Annotated in this window: 19 protein-coding genes; 8 read left to right on the top strand and 11 right to left on the bottom strand. The window is 72.9% G+C overall.

What is annotated here, in order from left to right; all coding sequences use genetic code 11:
- The first annotated feature begins 103 nt into the window (after positions 1-103).
- Together AB0D49_RS24705 and AB0D49_RS24700 are read left to right on the top strand one after the other, a co-directional pair.
- Entirely contained in the window at positions 104-511 is a 408-nt protein-coding gene (locus tag AB0D49_RS24705; RefSeq protein WP_362761122.1) for a CoA-binding protein, read from the top strand.
- Positions 512-581: 70 nt separating this feature from the next.
- Complete coding sequence (locus AB0D49_RS24700) at positions 582-1,793, top strand: 4-hydroxybenzoate 3-monooxygenase (RefSeq protein WP_362761120.1); 1,212 nt, start codon at positions 582-584, stop codon at positions 1,791-1,793.
- 7 nt (positions 1,794-1,800) lie between these two features.
- Here AB0D49_RS24700 and AB0D49_RS24695 read toward each other — a convergent pair whose 3' ends face one another.
- Positions 1,801-2,160, bottom strand: a complete 360-nt coding sequence (locus AB0D49_RS24695; protein WP_362761118.1) for a metalloregulator ArsR/SmtB family transcription factor — start codon at positions 2,158-2,160, stop codon at positions 1,801-1,803.
- A gap of 82 nt (positions 2,161-2,242) precedes the next feature.
- Here AB0D49_RS24695 and AB0D49_RS24690 point away from each other — a divergent pair, with 82 nt between their 5' ends.
- Positions 2,243-3,313 carry a cation diffusion facilitator family transporter gene (locus AB0D49_RS24690; protein ID WP_362761116.1) on the top strand — a complete coding sequence of 357 codons (1,071 nt, stop codon included), beginning with the start codon at positions 2,243-2,245 and terminating at the stop codon, positions 3,311-3,313.
- A 17-nt stretch (positions 3,314-3,330) separates the two neighbouring features.
- On the opposite strand, the gene AB0D49_RS24685 is transcribed toward AB0D49_RS24690, so the two are convergent.
- The 3 genes from AB0D49_RS24685 to AB0D49_RS24675 form a co-directional block, all read right to left on the bottom strand.
- The gene (locus tag AB0D49_RS24685) at positions 3,331-3,888 is read right to left on the bottom strand and encodes a YbaK/EbsC family protein (protein WP_362761114.1); all 558 of its coding nucleotides are present in this window, start codon (positions 3,886-3,888) and stop codon (positions 3,331-3,333) included.
- 235 nt (positions 3,889-4,123) lie between these two features.
- Positions 4,124-4,696 (bottom strand): cupin domain-containing protein, encoded by a 573-nt coding sequence (locus tag AB0D49_RS24680; RefSeq protein WP_362761112.1) that lies wholly within the window; start codon positions 4,694-4,696, stop codon positions 4,124-4,126.
- A 147-nt stretch (positions 4,697-4,843) separates the two neighbouring features.
- Positions 4,844-5,647, bottom strand: a complete 804-nt coding sequence (locus AB0D49_RS24675; RefSeq protein ID WP_362761110.1) for an acyltransferase — start codon at positions 5,645-5,647, stop codon at positions 4,844-4,846.
- Between the two features lie 184 nt (positions 5,648-5,831).
- Between AB0D49_RS24675 and AB0D49_RS24670 the strand changes: the two genes are divergently transcribed.
- From AB0D49_RS24670 to AB0D49_RS24655, 4 genes are all read left to right on the top strand, one after another.
- Complete coding sequence (locus tag AB0D49_RS24670; RefSeq protein ID WP_362761108.1) at positions 5,832-6,371, top strand: gamma carbonic anhydrase family protein; 540 nt, start codon at positions 5,832-5,834, stop codon at positions 6,369-6,371.
- A gap of 264 nt (positions 6,372-6,635) precedes the next feature.
- Positions 6,636-7,328, top strand: coding sequence for a TetR/AcrR family transcriptional regulator (locus AB0D49_RS24665; RefSeq protein ID WP_362761106.1), 693 nt, complete (start codon positions 6,636-6,638; stop codon positions 7,326-7,328).
- Between the two features lie 248 nt (positions 7,329-7,576).
- Positions 7,577-8,221: a ParH-like protein gene (locus tag AB0D49_RS24660; protein ID WP_362761104.1), complete on the top strand. Its 645-nt coding sequence runs from the start codon at positions 7,577-7,579 to the stop codon at positions 8,219-8,221.
- On the top strand, positions 8,197-9,573 hold the full coding sequence (locus AB0D49_RS24655) for an MAB_1171c family putative transporter (protein WP_362761102.1): 1,377 nt from the start codon (positions 8,197-8,199) through the stop codon (positions 9,571-9,573). The genes AB0D49_RS24660 and AB0D49_RS24655 overlap by 25 nt, the downstream gene beginning before the upstream one ends.
- Positions 9,574-10,025: 452 nt before the next feature.
- Here the strand turns inward: AB0D49_RS24655 and AB0D49_RS24650 are convergent, their stop codons facing one another.
- Together AB0D49_RS24650 and AB0D49_RS24645 are read right to left on the bottom strand one after the other, a co-directional pair.
- Positions 10,026-11,819 (bottom strand): ABC transporter ATP-binding protein, encoded by a 1,794-nt coding sequence (locus tag AB0D49_RS24650; protein ID WP_362761100.1) that lies wholly within the window; start codon positions 11,817-11,819, stop codon positions 10,026-10,028.
- A 25-nt stretch (positions 11,820-11,844) separates the two neighbouring features.
- Positions 11,845-14,601 carry a LuxR C-terminal-related transcriptional regulator gene (locus AB0D49_RS24645; RefSeq protein ID WP_362761098.1) on the bottom strand — a complete coding sequence of 919 codons (2,757 nt, stop codon included), beginning with the start codon at positions 14,599-14,601 and terminating at the stop codon, positions 11,845-11,847.
- Positions 14,602-14,911: 310 nt separating this feature from the next.
- Between AB0D49_RS24645 and AB0D49_RS24640 the strand changes: the two genes are divergently transcribed.
- Positions 14,912-15,397, top strand: coding sequence for a helix-turn-helix domain-containing protein (locus tag AB0D49_RS24640; protein WP_362761096.1), 486 nt, complete (start codon positions 14,912-14,914; stop codon positions 15,395-15,397).
- Between the two features lie 167 nt (positions 15,398-15,564).
- On the opposite strand, the gene AB0D49_RS24635 is transcribed toward AB0D49_RS24640, so the two are convergent.
- From AB0D49_RS24635 to AB0D49_RS24615, 5 genes are read right to left on the bottom strand one after another with little or no spacing between them, the layout of a single operon-like run.
- Positions 15,565-15,729: a hypothetical protein gene (locus AB0D49_RS24635; protein ID WP_362761094.1), complete on the bottom strand. Its 165-nt coding sequence runs from the start codon at positions 15,727-15,729 to the stop codon at positions 15,565-15,567.
- Between the two features lie 21 nt (positions 15,730-15,750).
- Positions 15,751-15,921 carry a hypothetical protein gene (locus AB0D49_RS24630; RefSeq protein WP_362761092.1) on the bottom strand — a complete coding sequence of 57 codons (171 nt, stop codon included), beginning with the start codon at positions 15,919-15,921 and terminating at the stop codon, positions 15,751-15,753.
- Positions 15,918-16,085 carry a hypothetical protein gene (locus tag AB0D49_RS24625; RefSeq protein ID WP_362761090.1) on the bottom strand — a complete coding sequence of 56 codons (168 nt, stop codon included), beginning with the start codon at positions 16,083-16,085 and terminating at the stop codon, positions 15,918-15,920. Before AB0D49_RS24625 ends, AB0D49_RS24630 begins: the two co-directional genes overlap by 4 nt.
- A 16-nt stretch (positions 16,086-16,101) precedes the next feature.
- A complete protein-coding gene (locus tag AB0D49_RS24620) occupies positions 16,102-16,269 on the bottom strand; it encodes a hypothetical protein (protein WP_362761088.1) in 168 nt (55 codons plus the stop codon).
- A 16-nt stretch (positions 16,270-16,285) separates the two neighbouring features.
- On the bottom strand, positions 16,286-16,453 hold the full coding sequence (locus AB0D49_RS24615; RefSeq protein WP_362761086.1) for a hypothetical protein: 168 nt from the start codon (positions 16,451-16,453) through the stop codon (positions 16,286-16,288).
- Positions 16,454-16,482 lie beyond the last annotated feature (29 nt).

Here is a 16,482-nt window from a genome sequence, read left to right as displayed (position 1 = left end):
CCGCGCGTTCACACCACAGGCACCCGATCACAGGTGCCGGACAGCTCCGCCTCTGGTGGGACCGTTGGCGGCGGGGTTGTGTGGGACGACCAGGAGGCCGGCCGTGTACGGCGACGCAGCGACCATCCGCAAGATCCTCACCGAGTCGGGCGACACCTGGGCCGTGGTGGGCCTGTCCTCGAACCAGTCGCGTGCGGCCTACGGTGTCGCCGATGTGCTCCAGCGGTTCGGCAAGCGGGTGATACCCGTCCACCCCAAGGCGGAGACGGTCCATGGCGAGCAGGGTTACGCCTCGCTGGCGGACATCCCCTTCGAGGTGGACGTGGTGGATGTGTTCGTCAACAGCGACCTGGCGGGCAAGGTGGCCGACGAGGCCGTCGCCAAGGGTGCCAAGGCGGTCTGGTTCCAGCTCGGGGTGGTCGACGAGTCGGCGTACGAGCGCACCCGTGCGGCGGGCCTGGACATGGTCATGGACCGCTGCCCGGCGATCGAGATACCCCGCCTCGGCTGATCCGGTGCCCGGCTGATCCACGGCCGGTACAGGGTCTCCGGCACACGTCCCGGCTCGCCATACTGTTCGAGTGCATCTCCCTTCCCCCGCGCCCGAGTTCACCGCTCCCGTCGTCATCGTCGGAGCCGGGCCCGCCGGTCTCACCGTCGGCAATGTCCTGCGCGCGGCGGGAGTCGAGTGCGTCGTGCTGGAGACAGGGACCCGGGAATCCATCGAGACCAGGCCCCGGGCCGGAGTGATCGAGGAGTGGGCGGTGCAGGCCCTGCGGGCGCGCGGGCTGGCCGACGGACTCCTCGCGCGGGCCGGGCTGCACACCGCGTGCGAGTTCCGCTTCAACGGGCAGCGCTATCCCTTCCCCTACCAGCGACTGACGGGCCGTCATCACTTCGTCTACCCGCAGCAACTGCTGGTCACCGACCTGGTGCGGGAGTACGCCGACGTACGCGGCGGGGACATCCGCTTCGGTGTCCGCGAGGTGGAGCTGCACGACCTGGACTCGGCGCGGCCCTCCGTGTCGTACCGCCGGGACGGGACCGGCTCGCGGGAGGTCGTGCACTGTGCGTTCGTCGCGGGCTGCGACGGGGCGCGCGGGGTGTCCCGGGCCGCGCTGGTCGATCACGGGGCACGGATCTCCCGGCACACGTACGGCATCGGCTGGCTGGCGCTGCTGGCCGAGGCGCCTGCGTCGGCGGACTCGGTGCTCTTCGGCTGCCATCCGCGCGGGTTCGCCGGACACATGCCGCGCAGCCCCGAGGTGACCCGCTACTACCTCCAGTGCCCACCGGGGGACGATCCGGGGAACTGGCCGCGCGACCGGATCTGGGAGGAACTCCAGGAACGGCTGGGCGCGGCGGGCGCCGACCCGCTGACCGAGGGGCGGCTGACCGAGAAGCGCGTCCTGGACATGCACGACTACGTGGTCGAGCCGATGGCGCACGGGCGGTTGTTCCTGGCCGGTGACGCGGCCCATCTGGTCGCGCCGATCGCGGCCAAGGGCCTCAACCTCGCGCTGCACGACGCCTTCCTGCTCGGGGACGCCCTGGCGGCCCGGCTCACCGGCGGCGACGAGCGGGGGCTGACCGGATACTCGCAGGCGTGTCTGCGGCGGGTGTGGGACTACCAGGAGTTCTCACAGTGGCTGTCCGAGCTGTACCACGGTACGGCGACCGGCGACCCGTTCCGCGCGGGCACCACGCTGGCCCGGCTGCGGCGGCTGTTCACCTCCGAGACGGCCGCCGCCGCCTTCGCCGAGCAGTACCTCGGCACCGCGACCCACTACTGACCGCGCCTCAGTCGTGCGGCGGACGGTCGGTCAGCCGATGGTCCGCGACGTTCAGCGCCTCGTCCACCAGCCGCCGCAGATGCCCGTCCGGCAGCGCGTACACGACCCGGCGGCCCTCCTTGCGGGTGCTCACCAGCCCGGCCAGCCGCAGCCGCGCCAGATGCTGGCTCACCGCGGGCCGGGCCGCGCCGCACCGCTCGGTCAGGGTGGTGACATCGGCCTCCCCCGCCATCAGGGAGTGCAGCAGGGTGAGCCGGGTGCGGTCGCCGAGCAGCGCCAGCACCTCGGCCGCGAGCGCGAACTGCTCCTCGCCCGGGGTGCGCGGGTGCGCATCCTGCGCAGCTGACAGGTACATGCGTGCGTTCATACGCACATAATGGCGCCGCGGACGGGGTACGTCCACTGTCGTCATCCACTGTCGTCCGCGCACCGGAGGGAGAGGGGAGCACATGAGCGGCCATTCGCACCCGCACGACGACCGCGACAACCAGGGCCATGACCACCCGCATCACCAGCACCACCCGCGTCGCAACCGTCTCTCCCGTCTCCTCACCCCGCACTCCCATGGGACGGCGGACAGACTGGATCAGGCGCTGGAGACGTCGGCGCGGGGCATGCGGGCGCTGTGGGTCTCGCTGGCCGTGCTCGGGGCGACCGCGCTGGCGCAGGCGGCCGTGGTCGCCCTGTCCGGGTCGGTCGCGCTGCTCGGCGACACGGTCCACAACGCGGCCGACGCGCTGACCGCCGTACCGCTGGGCATCGCGTTCGTGCTGGGGCGGCGCGCGGCGAACCGGCGGTTCACCTACGGGTACGGGCGGGCGGAGGATCTGGCCGGGATCGTGATCGTCCTGACGATCGCCGCCTCGGCGGCGTTCGCCGGGTGGGCGGCGGTCGGGCGGCTGCTGGAGCCGCGTCCGGTGCAGCACCTCCCGGTGGTGGCGGTGGCGGCGCTGGTGGGGTTCGCGGGCAACGAGTGGGTGGCCCGCTACCGGATCGGGGTGGGCCGGTCGATCGGCTCCGCGGCGCTGGTCGCCGACGGGCTGCACGCGCGGACCGACGGCTACACCTCGCTGGCGGTGCTGCTGGGCGCGGGCGGCTCCGCGCTGGGCTGGTGGTGGGCGGACCCGGTCGTGGGGCTGGCGATCACCGCGGCGATCGTGCTGGTGCTGCGGGACGCGGCGCGCGAGGTGTTCCGGCGGGTGCTGGACGCCGTAGACCCGGAACTGGTGGACCGGGCGGAACAGGCGCTGACGGCCGTGCCCGGCGTGATCGCGGTGGGTGAGCTGCGGCTGCGCTGGATCGGCCACCGGCTGCGCGCGGAGGTCTCCGTGGTGGTGGACGGCGAAGCGACGGTACGACAGGCGCACGCGGTGGCCGTGGACGCCGAGCACGCGCTGCTGCACGCGGTGCCCCGGCTGACGGCGGCACTGGTGCACGCCGACCCCGCCCCCGTACCGGGAGGGACGGACCCGCATCTGCCGCTGGCCCATCACTCCCCCGCGCGGCCCCGGCAGGTGTGACCCCGCCGGGCGGGGCGTCAGGCGACTCCGAGCCCCTCCAGGACCACCGCGCCCGGCAGTTCGGCGAACGCCTTGCCCGGAACCAGCAGCTTCCCGCGCCTGCGCCCGCTGCCGACGAGAACGTACGGCAGGTCCACCACGGCGGAGTCCACCAGCACCGGCCAGTCGGCGGGCAGGCCGATCGGGGTGATGCCGCCGTACTCCATGCCGGTCTCGCCGGTGGCGGTGTCCATGGCGGCGAACGACGCCTTGCGGGAGCCGAGTTGGCGGCGGACGGCGCCATTGACGTCGACGCGGGTGGTGGAGAGGACCACGCAGGCCGCGAGCGTCGTCTCGCCGCCGCGCTTTCCGGCCACGACGACGCAGTTCGCGGACTGTTCGAGCAGTTCCCGCCCGTAGTGCTCGACGAAGACGGCGGTGTCGGCCCACTGCGGGTCGGTCTCGACGTAGACGATCTGCTCGGCCGGGACGCTTCCGCTCCAGTCGCGGACGGCGGCGGCGACCGGGGCGGTCAGCTCACCGAGGGCGTCGGGGGCGGGAGTGGCCTGGTCGAAGGTGCCGATGGGTGCGCGCATCCGGGCACGGTAACAGGGAGCACGACGGCTCGGGACGGCGTCTCGGTGTACGGGCGGCGGGCCTTTGGGCGGCCCTTGGGTGACCCTTGGGCGGCCCCTGAGCACGCCTCCGGACTGCCCTCAGTACGCCTCCGGACCGCCTCGCGGTGCCACCTCCGGCGGCCCATCGGTGCACCTCCGACGGCGCCTCGATACCCCTCCGGGCGGCCCATCGACGCGACCTCCGGACGCCCCTTCAGTGCACCGGCGGGACGGACACCGCCATCATCAGGCGCATAGGGACCTCGCCCGTATTGCCGTACACATGTGCCGCGTTCGCCTCGAAGGCGGCGCTGGCTCCGGCCGGGACGTGGTGGTCGGTGCCGTCGACGGTGAGGGTCAGCTCGCCCTCGGTGACATGGACCAGTTCCACCGTGCCGCTGGGGTGCGGGTCGGAGCCGCTGGACTCGCCGGGCATCAGCAGCCACTCCCACAGCTCCAGCGGACCGGGCGCCTCCGTTCCGGCGAGCAGCAGGTTGTAGCTTCCGGCGTCGGTGTGCCAGAGGCGGACGGCCTGGTCGGCGGGGACGATCCGGACCTTGGGGCCCTGCTCGTAGTCGAGCAGGGTGGTGATGCTGATGCCGAGGGCGTCGCCGATCTTGACGACCGTGCCGAGGCTGGGGTTGGTGCGGGCCTGCTCGATCTGGATCAGCATGCCCCGGCTGACCCCCGAGCGGGCGGCCAGCACATCGAGCGTGAAGCCGCGCACCGCGCGCCAGTGCTTCACATTGCGCGCCAGGGACTGGGTCAGCAGTTCGAGGTCCGACACATTCCACCCAACATCTAGACCGGCGTCGTCGACCGTGCGGTACCGGGTCGTTCACCGAACTGTACTGCGGGGCGGGCGCCGCGGCGTCCGGCGGGGACGGCTGCGTCAGCCCCGGTCAGCCCTGTCAGCCCTGTCAGCCCGGTCGGCTCAGTCGGCGTCGAGCTGGGCGAGCCGCGCGAGGTCCGCCTCGTCCAGGTGCGCCAGTTCCGCGAGCCGGGCCGCCGACGCCTCGTCGAGACCGGACAGCGCCAGCAGCTGCTCCGACGTCACCCCGTCCGGGATCGGGACCGGCGCCGGGGTGCGCAGCGGCGGCTGCCAGCCCTCGGCGGCGGTCCAGCGCCGTACGACCCGGGCGGGCGCGCCCGCGACCACCGCGTGGTCGGGGACCGCGCCGCGGACCACCGCACCGGCGGCGACCACCACGTTCCGGCCGATCCGGGCGCCCGGCAGGATCACCGCGCCGGTGCCGATCCAGCAGCCGGGGCCGATCTCGACCGGCTCCATGCGCGGCCACTGCTTGCCGATGGGCTGCTGCGGATCGTCGTAGGAGTGATTGGTGGAGGTGACATAGACATACGGGCCGAAGTAGCAGTCGGCGCCGATGGTGACCGTGGTGTCGGCGATGACATGACTGCCGCGGCCGAGCACGACCCCGTCGCCGATGCGCAGGATCGGGTCGGGGCCGAGATCGAGGTCGGGCATCAGTCCGGCGGTCAACGTGACCTGTTCGCCGACGATGCAGTGCGCGCCGATGCGGATCCAGGGTTCGCCGAAGACCGTGCCGAGCGGGAAGGCCAGTCTGGTACCTGTTCCCATCGCGCCGAAGCGCAGGCGGCCCGGCCGCTCGGCCGTCACGGAGCCCGTGCGCTGCACCCAGGCCCACCCCGCGTGCACCGCGCGCTGCGCCATCCGGCGCCGCCAGGACGAGAACGTGTTCTTGCGCTTCGCCACGGGTTCACGGTACTCAGCGGTCGGCGCGGGCAGGGCACCGGCACCCTGTGATCTTCGCCCTACCGGGTGACGTACGGTGCTCTCGGGCACCCGCAGGTACTCATCGGTACGTACGGACGGACGGACGGATGTACGCACCGGTACGCACGGATCGCTTCCCCCATTTTCCTCCCAGGGAGACGGCATGACGCAGCAGGCGCTGATCACCGGTATCGGCGGCAGGGAGCCGGAGATCGACCCGACGGCGTTCGTGGCCCCGACGGCCGCCGTGATCGGGGACGTGACGATCCGCGCGGGAGCGAGCATCTGGTACGGGGCGGTGCTGCGCGGCGATGTCGAGCGGATCTCGGTGGGCGCCGACAGCAACATCCAGGACAACTGCACCCTGCACGCCGATCCCGGCTTCCCGGTGACCGTCGGCGAACGGGTGTCCGTCGGCCACAACGCGGTGGTGCACGGCGCCACCGTGGCCGACGACTGTCTGATCGGCATGGGCGCCACCATCCTGAACGGCGCCGTCATCGGCGAGGGGTCGCTGGTCGCCGCGCAGGCGCTGGTGCCGCAGGGCATGGAGGTGCCGCCGGGGTCTCTGGTGGCGGGCGTACCGGCGAAGATCCGCCGCGAACTGACGGCGGAGGAGCGGGAGGGGCTGACCCTGAACGGCACGCTGTACGCGGAGTTGGGGAAGGCGCATGGGGCGGTGCACGGGCAAGGGCGCGGTTAGAGGGGTGTAGGGGGAGGGGGCGCAGGGGGGCGAGGGGACTCGCGCGGCGGGGCAGGTACATGTGGGCGGGGCTCGCGTCGACCCTTCCGGTATGCCCAATTCCGCTCCCTTCCCCTGCGTTACATCGCATCCCCGTGCCGCCCCGCTCCGCCGCGTCTTCCGAACTCCCCGGCCCCTGTTGTCATTCACTGAATGGCCGTACGATCAACGCACCACGCACGACGCGTTCCCCGGCGGCCTTCGCCGGTAGTGAGGTGGGCAGAGGTGTCGCCACGGTCGGCCCGGGTCAATGAGGAGATGCGGGAGCAGTCGCGGGAGCGCATCCTGACGGCCGCGCTGGAGGTCTTCGCCGCGAAGGGCTACCACGACGCCACCGTCACCGACATCACCACACGGGCGGGTGTCTCACGCGGACTGCTCAACTACTACTTCCCCGGCAAGCAGAACCTCGTCGAGGAACTGCTCGACCGCCATCTCGACGCGGTGACCGGCGTCCTGGACGTCACCGGCACCGCCGACGAACGGCTCGCCGCCATCATCGACGGCATCCTGTACGCCGCGTCCACCACGGTCCCGGTGCAGCGGATGGCGCTCAGTCTGGTCGTCAACCCGGCCACCCTGCCGCTGTTCGCCGCCGCCGAGTCCCGCAAGGAGGAGCGGCTGCGGTACATGGAGGACGAGTTGCGGGGGATCTTCGCCGAACGCGGCGCCGACGACCCGGCACTGGAGGAAGTACTGCTGCGCAGCGTCCTGGAGGGCGTGGTCTTCAAGATCGCGGTCTATACGGACGACTTCCCCGTCGAACGCGTCCGGCGGCGCCTGTACGCCATGTACACGCTGCCCGAGCCGGACCGCACACTGCTGGGGGCCGAGCCACCACCGGTGGGCCGGATGCGGGCGAACCGGGTGGATCGGGAGGGCCGGACGTCCCGGGCGGGTCGGAGCGACGGGGCGTAGGCGATGCGGAGGTGCGGGGATTCCGGGGTTCGGAGATTCAGGGATTCGAGGTCACGGATTGACGGATCTAGGGATGCAGGGATTAAGGGATGTTACGGATGTAGCGGATGTAGCGGATGTATGGGATGCCGACGGACGTGGCGGGGCGCACGGGTGCTCAGAAGCAGGGCGGGCCAGGGGGGCGGGCGGTGTCGCGGGGCGGCGGCGGTCGTGGCCGGGAAGCGACCGACCAGTGAGGGGAAGCACGCATGTACCGGGGACGGCGGCAGGGCGAGGGGCCCTCGGGCGACGGCGGGTGGGGCGAGGGATGGCGGCGGTCCGGTGAACGGCGTTCCAGTGAACGGCGGTCGGGCGAGCGGCGATTATGGGAGCGGACCCGCCGCCAGGCGGAGGCACTGGAACTGCCCCGCCCCTTCGACGCCGAACGGTTCATCGCCGCGCTGGCCGAGCGGCGCGGGCGGCCCATCAGTGTGCTGCCGGTGGTCATACCCTCGTCCGCGCCCTGTGGACTGCTGGTCACCACGGACCTCGCCGACTACATCCTCTACACGGCCGGGACGACGGGCTTCCACCGTCAGCACATCCTGCTCCACGAGGCGGCCCATCTGCTGTGCGGGCACGACCGCGGCACACCGGCCACCGCCGCCGCGTCCCGGCTGCTGCTGCCGGGCCTGTCCCCCGCGCTGGTCCGCCGCGTCCTCGGCCGGTCCGTCTATTCCGAGCCACAGGAGCGCGAGGCCGAGCTGCTGGCCTCGCTGATCCTGCACCGCGCCCAGTCCGAGGACGCCGCCGCACCGCCCGGGGACGGTACCGAACCCGACCGCGCCGAGGCGCTCGTCGGCTCGCCACACGCCCCGCACACCACGGCATGGACCAGCCGGCGGCCCGGATGAGCGACGGTCTCGCCTACGGTCCGGCGCTGGTGGCGATGGGCGTGGGCTGGTACGAGCTGCGGCTGTCACGCGGCCCGCGCGCCGGACGTTCCGTACGGCTCCTGTGTCTGTTCGGGGTACTGCTCGGCGCGGCGATGGCGGTGCTGGCGCCCGCCACGATGGCCGCCGCCGACCACGTCTGGCCTGGGCTGTCGCCGCTCGCGCATCTCCTTGGCCGGGAACTGGAGATGACCGCGCTGGCCTTCCTCCCTCTCGTCGTGATCGAACTCGACCTCCCTCCCCGCTGGCGCGCCCGCCGCCGCACCCACCTCACGGTGACGGCTATCGCACTGCCCCTGTGCGCGGGCCTCTTCCTGGCCGCCGGACCGGACATCAACGACGGAAAGCTGTCAGCCGACGGCCTCGGCTGGATACTGCTCGCCCTCTTCGGCGCGATCTTCACGAGCTACGGACTCTGGTGTCTGGTGGTCTTCGCGCTGCCGGTCCTGGACCACGCCCGGGGACTGCCGTCCGGCCCACTGCGTACGGGGCTGCTGCTCATCGGCGCCGGCGCGGCGATCGGGCTGGTCTGGGGTGCGTGGGGCGTCACCGGCATCAGGAACATGGTGGTGACCCATCAGCAGGGGGCGGCCCAGGACCCGGTGGCCGTAGCGCTGGGCACGGGATGCCTGGCGGTGGCGGCCCTGGGAGCGACGGCCGCCCGCTGGTCCGGTGCACTGGACGGGCTACGGCGACGCCTACGCGCCCGGCGCGACCACCACGCCCTGGAAGGGCTGTGGGCGGCGCTGCACACGGTCCTCCCGGAGACCGCGCTGCCCGTACACCCCTGGCCCGGCGGCGGACGCCCGGTGCGCAGGGGCCGGGGCCTGCGGGGGCGCGTCGGGCTGCGGGACGTGGAGTTCGCCCTGTACCGGCGGGTGGTGGAGATCCGGGACGGCTATCTGGCCCTACGGCCCCACGTCCCGGCGGAATTGCCAGACTGGACCCGCACGGCTCTCGACTACTTCCCCCCTCCCCGTCCAGCCGTGGCCGCCGTCACGGAAGCGGCGGCGGTCGCGGCGGCCATCGAGGCGGCGACGGCGGGTCATCGGCACCGGGAGGCCGGGACCGCCGCTCCCCCGTGTGCGACCGGTCCCCTCGTCCCGGCGTCCGCCCCGGCCGGGGGCGGCACGGTCGACGCGGAGGCAGCCTGGCTCACCCAGGTCGCCGAGGCGTTCACCACGTCGGTGGCGGTGGAGCATGTCCGCCACCGGGCTCGCAAGCGGTTCGCGGGGACACGGGAGACGCGCGAGACGCGGGAACTGTCCGCCGGGGGTGGGGCGGGCTCCGTCGGGGAGGGCGTACGGGCCTGATCCACCCCCTTCCTTGGCGTACCCGGACCGGTCACCGACCCCGCTCATCCGGGCTTCCCTGAACCAGCCACCGACCCCACTCACCCGGCCTACCCGACCCCGTCACCGGCCCCGCTCACCCGGCTCACCGGACCCTGCCACCGAACCGGTCGACTCGGCCCAGTCTGCTCGGCCCATTGGTCCCACTCGATCCGCGCGGCCCCGGGTGGTCCCTGGGGTCGCCCGGGGTCGGCGCCTGGGCGGGGGGCCTCTGCGGCGGGGCGGACGGCAGGGGTCCGATCCAGCGGCGGTGGACGCCCACGACGTACAGCCCATGCCGCCGCAAGTGTCGGCACCCGCACCCGCACCCGCACCCGCACCCGCACCCGCCGCAGGGTACGGCGCCGAGGGCGACGCGCCACACCCGTCGAGCCGCAGAGCCAACCGCCCCGCTCCGCCCCGCCTCCGTCCGCTCACCCCACCACCGCCGCCACCCCCGTCGGCGTTCCTGTCTGCCCCTCCACCAGCGCCCGGTACTCGTCGCACTCCCGCAGTAGGGCGTCATGGCTGCCGGTGCCCCTGACGCGGCCCGCCGCGAGGACGACGATCCGGTCGGCGTGCCGGACCGTGGTCAACCGGTGGGCCACCACGACCACCGCGCGGTCCCGGGCCAGCCGGTCCACGACATCCCGCAGCAGTTGTTCATTGACGCCGTCGAGCTGGGACGTGGGCTCGTCCAGGAGGACCACGTCGGCGTCGGTGAGCAGGGCACGGGCCAGGGCGAGCCGCTGACGCTGGCCACCGGAGAGGTCGACGGCTCCGCCGATGCGGGTGTCGACGCCGTCCGGCAGTGCGGCGACCGTCGCCGCGAGACCGACCTCCGTCAGTACGGCGGTCAGCGCGGCGTCGTCCACCGGCTGGTCGCAGCCGAGGGTGAGGTTCTCCCGTACGGTCCCTTCGAGCAGGGTGAACGCCTGGTCGACGTAGGCGATCCGGCGGCGCAGTGCGCTGAGCGGCCAGTCGGTGATCTCGGTGCCGTGCAGGGCGACCGCGCCGCCGCCCGGTTCGACCAGTCGCTCGATCGCGGCCAGCACCGTCGACTTGCCCGCGCCGGACGGTCCGACGAGCGCGGTGAGGCCGCGGGCCGGGACGGCGATGTCGACCCCGTGCAGCACCGGGTCGCCGTCGTATCCGGCGACGAGGGCGCGCAGCCGCAGCGCCGGGGCGCCGGGGGCGCGGGCGGGCTCGTGCTCGGGGCCGGGGTCCTCGGCGGGCAGTTCCATCACCGCGTGTATCCGGCCGCGGGCTGCCATACCTGCCTGCAAGCGGCCCAGCCCGGAGGCCAGCACGGTCAGCGGGCTGACGATCTGGAACAGGTACATCATGAACGCGGCGAAGTCGGCCGGGCTCAGCGCTCCCGACGCCAACCGCACCCCGCTGCCCGCGAGTACCCCCACGATGGCTATCTGCTGTCCGACGCTCATCAGCGGGGTGATGAACGCCTGCGAGCGGTCCGCGTCGACGGCGGCGGCAGCCGCGGTCTCCGCGTCGCCGATCACCGCCCGCGCGGTGCGCTCCTCGGCGCGATTGGCCTTGATGGTGGCAATGGACGTCAGCGCCGCGGTGAAGCGCTGGGCGACTCCGCCGAGCGCCTCCTGCTGAGCGGCGATGCCTTTGCGCACTCCCTTGACGAACGCGCCGATGGCGAGCCCCGCCAGCAGGAAGGTCGCCATCACGATGAGCAGCAGCACCCAGTCCAGCAGTCCCATCAGCACCAGTGAGACGAGGGCGACCAGCGCGGAGGCCGGCATGGAGGTGACCCCGACGTCGAACATCGAGCGCAACTGGGCGGAGTCGGTGGTGACCCGGGCGGTGAGTTCGCCCGTGCCGGTACGGCGGATGTCGGACAGTCGCATCCGCAGGACATGCCGGACCAGCCTGGCCCGGGTCTCCAGCACCGACCACTCCCCGATCCGGCCGAGTAGGAAGGACGCCCAGGCACTGGCGAGGGCGCCGCCCACGGCGAGCAGCACGAGCAGTGTCACGGACAGGAAGGCGTTGCGGTCAGCGCCGAGGTCCAGGACCACCTGGCGGACGGTGAGCGGGACGCACAGCGCGGCCACGACCGAGCCGAGGATCAGCCCGAACGCGGTGCCGGCCTGGAGTCGGTGGTGGCTGAGCTGGCTGGCGAGGGGGCCGAGGCGGGCGGAGGTGGGGGTGGTGGTGTCGGGCACGTGGGACGGTCGTGCGGTACGTGGCTCGGGCATGGGTCCGGTCCTTCCGGTACGCGGGTCACAGGGCGGCGGTTCGGGGGTGGGGTGCGCCGGGGGTCGGCAGGGAGGGGCTCGGGGGCGGTCCGGAGTGCCGGGAGGGGGAGACGAGACCGGTGGCCTGGTGCAGCATCCAGCCGGCGATCGCGACCCGGGAGGAGCAGCCGAGTTTGCGCATGGTCTCCCGGATGTGATTGACCACCGTCCACTCGGAGATCTCCAGCCGACGGGCGATCTGCTTGTTGCTCAGCCCCAGTGCGACCAGCCGGGACACCTCGGTCTGACGGGGGGTCAGCGGGCCCACGGGACGGTCTTGGGAGGCGGGGGTAGTGGGGGTGCTGGGGACGGTGGAGGTGGAAGCGGGGGGATGGAGCGAAACCGGGGAGAGGCGCGTAGGTGTGGCAGGCCGCTGGATGGCCGTGGCGCGTTCCCTGGCCCTGGGTCCCCCGCGGCCCGCGATGTCGGGGACAGCCGCTGCGCCGCGTCCGAAGTCGGCGATCTGGTCCGCTAGCGGGCATCGCGCGCCTTCCTCCAGCGCCGTGATGAACTCCCGTTCGCCCAGCAGTCTCCGCAGCGGCTGCTCGAAGCGGGCCAGGGTGAAGTGCGGCTCCGGACCGTCGTCGGGGAATGCGGCACGGGCGGCGTGGAAGCCGCCGAGGACCCGGGCGGTGCGAGTCGCCCGGTCGGTGGGGTCGGGCAGCAGCGGGCCGCCGAGCAGGGTGACGTAGGCGCCGAGAACGGCGGCGGGGCCGAGGGGACGCAGGACCGCTGTGGCCCTGCCGTGGTACTCGGCGGCGCGGGCCGGGTGCCCGGCGGCGGACGCGAACGCGCTGAGCTGGAGCAGGGCGCCACCGCTCACCAGGGCGTCACAGCGGCGGAGGGCGTCGGAGAGCACGGCCAGGGCGGTGTGCGTGGCGGTGTCGAGGGCGGTGCGCGGATCGCCGTAGAGGAAGGCGGACAGGGCGCCCTCCAGGCGGACGCGTCCGGCGGCGTGCTCCTCGCCCAGCGCGCGGTGGCGGTCGGCGGCCCGGCCGAGCAACTCGGTGCCCTCGGTGGGTTTCTCGCGCAGGGTGGCGATTCCGCGGAGGCGGAGCGAACGCGGGGATGCGTCCAACCCGCGTCCCGGGCCATCGCTCGCGTCTGCTAGCTCCTCGAATCGGCCGCCCGAGCCCTCGAACGCGTCTCCCGGACCCTCCGATCGGCCTCCCGACCCATCGGTCGCGCCGCCCGGGTCCTCGAATCCGCCTCCCGAGCCCTCGATCGCACATCCCAGGCCCTCTGGACGGCCTTCTAGACCCCCAATTGCGCCCCCTAGGGCACCAGTTCCGTCGCCCAGGCTCCCGATGGCGCCTTCCACGCCCACGGCTCGGCTGCCCCGACCCCCTGGCCCTTCTCCTGAGCCTTCCGCCGCCCCGCCTCCTGGCTGTTCCTCCAGCCCGGCGAGACCGACCGGACCGGGGGCGGGGGTCCTGGGAAGTGGAAGGGGGCAGGCCGCTTCCGGTTGGCCCGCCTGGATGACGGCGTCGACCAGGAGGAGGGTGGGGCGGGTGCGGGGTCCGGCGGCGCGGGCGGCGCACCGTAAGCGTTCGGCCCAGTCGGCGGGGCAGCCTGTGGCGTGCCAGTGGATCGTCAGATCCTCTACGAGGTCGAGGGCCTCCTCGGTCAGCCCTCGGGCGGACAGCTCCCCGAGCGCGGCCCGCAGATTGGCCTCCTCGCAATGGAACATGGCCATCCCGGTGCGCTGGTCGCCCTGCGTGATGTGACGGGCGGCGGTGCGGGCGAGCCGGGCGTAGTGACGGGCGTGGCGCAGCCGGGTGTCGCCCTGTGCGAGGACGGGGGCAGGCGGCGGCCAGTCGAAGGGGACGTGGAGCCGGACCAGGGCCGTACCGTCGAGCCGACCGGACGCCCGTCCCGACAGGACGAGCCGGCCGTCGCCGAGCAGCCGCTCCAGGGCGTTCGGGACGTCCACTCCGGGCACCTGGGTGATCTCGCGCAGCGCCTCCGTGCCGAAGCCACCGGCGAAGACCGCGCATTCGGCACGCAGGCGGGCGGCGGGGTCCTGCGCGGTGTCGCCGTCGGCGACCTGGTCGCCGCCCCCTGGCGACAGTGGGTCGGTCGAGGGCGGCTCGGGCCATGCGGGGCGGTCCTCCAGCGCGGTCCAGACCGCCTCGGGGCCCTCCAGTGCGGCCACACGCGCCGCGTGGACCAATGCGCCGGGCAGTCCGCGCAGTGCGGCGCAGGTCCTCACCACCGCGTGCTGGTTGTCGCACCGGAGGCGGAACGCCGGGTCGAGGGCGCGCGCGGCGGCCGTGTAGAGGGCGACAGCCGGATTGCGGACGACCGTGTCGAGATCGAGGGCCGAGCAGTCGTACGGCACCGGCAGGCCCTCGACCTGGACGACCGTGGCGTCCGGGAACGGGATCGGTCCCCGGGTCGTGGCGAGCACGCTCGCGCCGGTGGCCGCGGCGGTGGCGAGCAGCCGGGCACGCTCCGCCTCGGACAGTGCGTCGGCCCGGTCGATGATGTGCAGCGGCCGGGAGTGGCCGGTGGGGTTGGGCGGGTTGGGCGCGCCGGTCGTCCGGGTGTGCGCGGCGGCGACCGCGTAGGCCAGCCGGGTGGTGCCCGCGCCGGGCACGCCGTGCAGCACCACCTTCGGCGGGGTGGGTGTGGTGTCGGTGAGAAGGGTGAGCAGCCGCGCGATCTCGTGGTCCCGTCCGATGAACTGGGCGGGGAACAGGTCCGGTGTCTGCGCGCCTGATCGGGACCGTGGCTGGATCATCAAGGGATGCTCCGGTTGCGAGGTCCCCGGCGTGAACGACGGGGGTGATCTGGGGGGTTACCTGAGAGAGGCGAGCCGGGCGGAGTGCGCCAGGCGCATGGAATCAGCCGAGATAAATCGACTGCGGAAGATCATTCATTTCCGCTGTCCACCATGGTGGCTGACGCCACGCCCTCCTGTCAACTAGAATGAATGCGCTGAGGGTTGGCGATTCATGTCTGTTGAGACGCCGAGCGGCGTCGAGGCGTTGAGCCTGCGGGACACCGAATCGCCGAGGCGCGGAGAGCAACGAAGCGGGGGGAGCGGGGCAGTGGCTGGAGAGGAGTCCACGGCGGAGACGCCGACGACGCTGGCCGGACGGATCGAGGCGCTCTTCCGGATCGTCCGCAGACCCGACCAGCAGCCCTACACCAACGAGGAAGTGGCCACGGCCTGCCGGGAGGCGACCGGCGAGTCCTTCTCCGCCACCTATCTGTGGCAACTGCGCACCGGACGCCGGGACAACCCGACCAAGCGTCATCTGGAGGCGCTGGCCGGGTTCTTCCAGGTCCCACCCGCCTACTTCTTCGACGATGCCACGGGCGTCGAGATCGCCTCGCAGCTGGAGCTGCTCGGTGCTTTCCGGGACGCCGGGGTGCGCAGTGTGGCGCTGCGAGCGGTCGGGCTCTCGCCGGAGGCGCTCGGCACGGTCAGCGATCTGATCGATGTGATCGCCCGCCGCGAAGAGGCCGCCAAGCGGGCCGACGAGCCCGAGAAGGCCGGTGAGCCGTCCGATCAGCCGTCCGGCCCGGCCTGAGAGCGCCCCCGCCGATCAGCCGGGCCCGGTCGACGCCCGTACGCCGACAGACCCCGCCGGTGGCGGATGGCCGGCCGGCGGGGTCTGTCGGTGCGGTACTGCTGCCGCGCGCTGGGGGTGTCGGCCGGGTCAGTCGCCCCGTCCGACGCGTCCGAGCGCGCAGGCCGTCACTCCTGGGGCAGGGTGAGGACCCGGCTCACGTGGGTTATCACCAGGGTGACCAGGGTCCAGCTGGCGGACTCCTGGACGGCGCCGGTCTGCGCCACCTCGGTCACCGCCGAGGACGGGTTGGTGTAGGCGGCGTAACCGCCCATCAGGCTGTTCTGGTGCACTGCTGCCTCCGGTCGGATCGGTCAGAGCAGGATCTCGGTGATGTGGGTGAGGATGAAGGTCAGCGGCAGGGTCGCCGACGCCTCCGCGGACGGCGTGGCCGCCGCCAGGTCCCGCACCGCGTCATGAGCGGTCGTGTAGGCGGCGTAACCGCCCATCAGCTCGATGCCGTCCATCGTCGTCACCCGGCTCACTGGGTGAAGATGGCGATCGTGATGGTGATGCCGCTGACCAGGCTCGCGATGACGGTCGGAGTGAACTGGGCCTCCGCGACCGCACCGGTGGCGGCCAGTTCCTGGACCGCCGCGTTCGACGTGGTGTAGGCGGCGTAGCCGCCCATCAGGTCGCTGTCGCTCATGGCTGCTGCCTCCGGCTCAGTTGGTGAGGACGGTGATGGCGACGGTGGCCAGGGTGACGACGATGGAGAGGATCGTCTGGACGCTCTCCGCCTCCGCGGCGGCACCCGTGGTCGCCATCTCCTCGACGGCGGCGTTGGGCGTGGTGTAGGCGGCGTAACCGCCCATCAGATCGGTGCCCTGCATGACGGACTCCTTCGGCTCAGTTGGTGAGGGGGGTGATGGCGATGGTGCTCTGCGTGACGACGAGCGAGACGCCGGACGTGAAGCTCTGCGCCTCCGCGGCGGCGCCCGTGGTCGCCATCTCCTCGACAGCGGCATTGGGCGTGGTGTAGGCGGCGTAACCGCCCATCAGATCGGTGCCGTGCATGACGGACTCCTTGGGGGCGTATGCGGACG

Origin of the sequence: Streptomyces sp. NPDC048290 (assembly GCF_040652095.1) — a bacterium.
In the GTDB taxonomy this organism is placed as follows: domain Bacteria; phylum Actinomycetota; class Actinomycetes; order Streptomycetales; family Streptomycetaceae; genus Streptomyces.
This window is presented reverse-complemented; position numbering and strand designations above follow the sequence as displayed.